This window comes from Bacillus cereus group sp. MG1 (assembly GCF_040460035.1).
Taxonomy (GTDB): Bacteria; Bacillota; Bacilli; order Bacillales; family Bacillaceae_G; genus Bacillus_A; species Bacillus_A cereus.
The window spans coordinates 2,265,001-2,270,000 of sequence record NZ_JARVGY010000001.1 but is presented as its reverse complement, the minus strand read 5'-3'; the positions used below and the strand labels follow the sequence as shown (position 1 = coordinate 2,270,000).

Below are 5,000 nucleotides of genomic sequence, written 5' to 3'. Positions count from 1 at the left end.
TGAAATTCCGTCGGAATCTGGGAGGACCATCTCCCAAGGCTAAATACTCCCTAGTGATCGATAGTGAACCAGTACCGTGAGGGAAAGGTGAAAAGCACCCCGGAAGGGGAGTGAAAGAGATCCTGAAACCGTGTGCCTACAAATAGTCAGAGCCCGTTAACGGGTGATGGCGTGCCTTTTGTAGAATGAACCGGCGAGTTACGATCCCGTGCGAGGTTAAGCTGAAGAGGCGGAGCCGCAGCGAAAGCGAGTCTGAATAGGGCGTTTAGTACGTGGTCGTAGACCCGAAACCAGGTGATCTACCCATGTCCAGGGTGAAGTTCAGGTAACACTGAATGGAGGCCCGAACCCACGCACGTTGAAAAGTGCGGGGATGAGGTGTGGGTAGCGGAGAAATTCCAATCGAACCTGGAGATAGCTGGTTCTCCCCGAAATAGCTTTAGGGCTAGCCTTAAGTGTAAGAGTCTTGGAGGTAGAGCACTGATTGGACTAGGGGTCCTCATCGGATTACCGAATTCAGTCAAACTCCGAATGCCAATGACTTATCCTTAGGAGTCAGACTGCGAGTGATAAGATCCGTAGTCAAAAGGGAAACAGCCCAGACCGCCAGCTAAGGTCCCAAAGTGTGTATTAAGTGGAAAAGGATGTGGAGTTGCTTAGACAACTAGGATGTTGGCTTAGAAGCAGCCACCATTTAAAGAGTGCGTAATAGCTCACTAGTCGAGTGACTCTGCGCCGAAAATGTACCGGGGCTAAATACACCACCGAAGCTGCGGATTGATACCAATGGTATCAGTGGTAGGGGAGCGTTCTAAGGACAGTGAAGTCAGACCGTAAGGACTGGTGGAGTGCTTAGAAGTGAGAATGCCGGTATGAGTAGCGAAAGACGGGTGAGAATCCCGTCCACCGAATGCCTAAGGTTTCCTGAGGAAGGCTCGTCCGCTCAGGGTTAGTCAGGACCTAAGCCGAGGCCGACAGGCGTAGGCGATGGACAACAGGTTGATATTCCTGTACCACCTCTTTATCGTTTGAGCAATGGAGGGACGCAGAAGGATAGAAGAAGCGTGCGATTGGTTGTGCACGTCCAAGCAGTTAGGCTGATAAGTAGGCAAATCCGCTTATCGTGAAGGCTGAGCTGTGATGGGGAAGCTCCTTATGGAGCGAAGTCTTTGATTCCCCGCTGCCAAGAAAAGCTTCTAGCGAGATAAAAGGTGCCTGTACCGCAAACCGACACAGGTAGGCGAGGAGAGAATCCTAAGGTGTGCGAGAGAACTCTGGTTAAGGAACTCGGCAAAATGACCCCGTAACTTCGGGAGAAGGGGTGCTTTCTTAACGGAAAGCCGCAGTGAATAGGCCCAAGCGACTGTTTAGCAAAAACACAGCTCTCTGCGAAGCCGTAAGGCGAAGTATAGGGGGTGACACCTGCCCGGTGCTGGAAGGTTAAGGAGAGGGGTTAGCGTAAGCGAAGCTCTGAACTGAAGCCCCAGTAAACGGCGGCCGTAACTATAACGGTCCTAAGGTAGCGAAATTCCTTGTCGGGTAAGTTCCGACCCGCACGAAAGGTGTAACGATTTGGGCACTGTCTCAACCAGAGACTCGGTGAAATTATAGTACCTGTGAAGATGCAGGTTACCCGCGACAGGACGGAAAGACCCCGTGGAGCTTTACTGTAGCCTGATATTGAATTTTGGTACAGTTTGTACAGGATAGGCGGGAGCCATTGAAACCGGAGCGCTAGCTTCGGTGGAGGCGCTGGTGGGATACCGCCCTGACTGTATTGAAATTCTAACCTACGGGTCTTATCGACCCGGGAGACAGTGTCAGGTGGGCAGTTTGACTGGGGCGGTCGCCTCCTAAAGTGTAACGGAGGCGCCCAAAGGTTCCCTCAGAATGGTTGGAAATCATTCGTAGAGTGCAAAGGCATAAGGGAGCTTGACTGCGAGACCTACAAGTCGAGCAGGGACGAAAGTCGGGCTTAGTGATCCGGTGGTTCCGCATGGAAGGGCCATCGCTCAACGGATAAAAGCTACCCCGGGGATAACAGGCTTATCTCCCCCAAGAGTCCACATCGACGGGGAGGTTTGGCACCTCGATGTCGGCTCATCGCATCCTGGGGCTGTAGTCGGTCCCAAGGGTTGGGCTGTTCGCCCATTAAAGCGGTACGCGAGCTGGGTTCAGAACGTCGTGAGACAGTTCGGTCCCTATCCGTCGTGGGCGTAGGAAATTTGAGAGGAGCTGTCCTTAGTACGAGAGGACCGGGATGGACGCACCGCTGGTGTACCAGTTGTTCTGCCAAGGGCATAGCTGGGTAGCTATGTGCGGAAGGGATAAGTGCTGAAAGCATCTAAGCATGAAGCCCCCCTCAAGATGAGATTTCCCATAGCGTAAGCTAGTAAGATCCCTGAAAGATGATCAGGTTGATAGGTTCGAGGTGGAAGCATGGTGACATGTGGAGCTGACGAATACTAATAGATCGAGGACTTAACCATATAATATGAAGCAATGTTATCTAGTTTTGAAGGAATATGCCTTCAAAGTTTGGTGATGATGGCAGAGAGGTCACACCCGTTCCCATACCGAACACGGAAGTTAAGCTCTCTAGCGCCGATGGTAGTTGGGACCTTGTCCCTGTGAGAGTAGGACGTCGCCAAGCAACTTTAAGACGAGTCAGAATGACTCGTCTTTTTTGTGTTTTATAACTTCTTTTCAAAGCTAAATATTTTGAAGTGCTGCTCATTTTTTAAAAGGCCTTTGGGTACGTAGCTATATAAGTTTTATTCAATTTCTTTCGTGATTTTTTATATCTAATTTAAGATTTTCTATTTTATTTCTTAAAGATAGGATTCATCAGTGTGTTAAAATAGTACAGTTGTTTTTGATGTACTTTAATATAAGAAGATTTAAGTTAGAAAAGGAGATAATATGAAAAAGATAAGTATAATTACTATAGTAGTCTTAGTCCTGCTAGTAATCGTGTATATGTTAGTTGGGAATTATTTTTATAACTACGCGTTGAATGCGAAACAAGAAAAGGAATTTTTGCAAGATAATCCTCATTTAGTAGAAACGGTAAATGCGTCGGGAGATGTATTGGCTGCAAATGAAGAAAAGAATGCGAACTTCGTATCGAAGTATAAACCTAACACATTAACTATACGTTCTTTCGATAAATTAAATTTAAAAGGTTATGAATATATGAATGAACCATCTAGTCATAAATGGGCAATTGTAGTTCATGGATATAGTGGTAGAGCATCGGAAATGACGAAATATATTCGTAACTTTTATGAACAAGGCTATAATGTCATAGCACCAGACCTTCGTGGACACGGAAATAGTGAAGGGGATTATGTTGGTATGGGTTGGCATGATCGTAAAGATGTTTTAATTTGGATTCAACAAATCTTAAAGAAAGACCCTAATGCTGAAATAGCTCTATTTGGTGTTTCAATGGGCGGGGCAACTGTAATGATGACTTCAGGAGAAGATTTACCTTCTAATGTTAAAGTTATTATTGAAGATTGTGGATATTCAACTGTTATTGATGAATTTACTTATCAACTAAAAGATTTATTCCACTTACCAAAGTTTCCTGTTATGAATGCGGCAAATACGGTTACTAAATTAAGAGCTGGGTATGATTTAGAAGAGGCCTCAGCTGTAAAACAAGTAGCGAAAAGTAAAACACCTATGCTGTTCATTCATGGGGATGCTGATACATTCGTTCCTTTTGAAATGTTAGATGAAGTATATAATGCTGCAAAAGTAGAAAAAGAGAAATTAATTGTTCCAGGTGCTGGACATGGGGAAGCGGAGAAAGTAGATTCGAATAAATATTGGAATACTGTATGGAAGTTCGTAGGGAAGTATATTCCGGCATAATTAAAGTTGTTGCATTTATATAGACGATAATCGGAGGGATAATGGTTAATCCTTTTGATTATCGTTTTTTTGTTAATTAGGTATTCTGCTATAAGTGTATTTTTGTATGTACTATATGAAGGAGGTAGAGCAAAAACTTTTGAATTCCTTAATCTCAGTGCTACAATGATTGAAAACTAAAAGTTAATGAGGTGTTTCTATGAAAATTGAAGTTTGGTCAGATTTTGTATGCCCATTTTGCTATATTGGGAAACGTAGATTAGAGATGGCTTTAGAGCAATTTCCGCATAAGAAGGATGTTGAAGTTGAGTTTAAAACTTTTGAATTAGATCAAAATGCTCCAATCTATTCTGGGACAAGTATTAATGAAGTACTTGCATCAAAGTATGGAATTAGTATTGAAGAAGCTAAGCGTAATAACGTACAGCTAGGAAATCATGCAGCTAGTATGGGTTTAAGTTTTAATTTTGATGAGATGAAGCCGACGAACACGTTTGATGCGCATCGTCTTGCGAAGTTTGCAAAGGATCAAGGAAAAGAAAAAGAGATTACGGAAAATCTACTTTTCGCATACTTCACTGAATCGAGAAATTTAAGTGATGTGGATACACTTGCTACTATCGCTGAAGTTTCAGGTTTAGATAAGCAAGAGGCTTTAAATGTTATTAATGATAAAAATGCGTATGCAAATGATGTTAGAATTGATGAAGCGATTGCTCAGCAATATCAAATTTCGGGAGTACCTTATTTTATTATTAATCAAAAGTATGCTATTTCAGGTGCACAACCACTTGAAACTTTTGTTGGTGCACTTCAGCAAGTGTGGGAAGAAGAGAATCCTGCACCTAAGTTACAAGAACTTTCTTCAGAGGGTGGAAGCGATCTTTTTTGTACTGATGGAAGTTGTTCGGCGCCGTCGAAAGAGCAATAGTTTTTATAATAGAGTAGTACCCCATAGATAGTTCTGTGGGGTGCTTGTATATAACTATAGAAGAAATACATAAGTGAAATCTATAAAATATAAAGTTTTTTAAAAAACATATTGACGATTATACTTTAGAGGTGTAATATAGAACAAGTCGCCGATGACAATAACGTCGCAAGCGACAAACGAAATA

At 43.2% G+C, this 5,000-nt stretch carries 2 protein-coding genes and 2 rRNA genes (1 of these 4 running past the window's edge); all 4 read left to right on the top strand.

The features are described 5' to 3' along the window. Positions 1–2,489: ribosomal RNA gene (locus QCI79_RS11610) — 23S ribosomal RNA — on the top strand; it begins 433 nt to the left of the window's first position. A gap of 48 nt (positions 2,490–2,537) precedes the next feature. Then, positions 2,538–2,653, top strand: a 5S ribosomal RNA gene (gene rrf, locus QCI79_RS11605). Positions 2,654–2,922: 269 nt separating this feature from the next. Beyond that, a complete protein-coding gene (locus QCI79_RS11600; protein ID WP_000723976.1) occupies positions 2,923–3,882 on the top strand; it encodes an alpha/beta hydrolase in 960 nt (319 codons plus the stop codon). A gap of 199 nt (positions 3,883–4,081) precedes the next feature. Beyond that, positions 4,082–4,813, top strand: a complete 732-nt coding sequence (locus tag QCI79_RS11595; protein WP_000687949.1) for a DsbA family oxidoreductase — start codon at positions 4,082–4,084, stop codon at positions 4,811–4,813. Positions 4,814–5,000 lie beyond the last annotated feature (187 nt).

What these genes read in the sequence shown, in the direction of transcription:
- QCI79_RS11600 (WP_000723976.1), top strand. Translation starts at nt 2,923, where the DNA reads ATGAAAAAGATAAGTATAATTACTATAGTAGTCTTAGTCCTGCTAGTA.
- QCI79_RS11595 (WP_000687949.1), top strand. Translation starts at nt 4,082, where the DNA reads ATGAAAATTGAAGTTTGGTCAGATTTTGTATGCCCATTTTGCTATATT.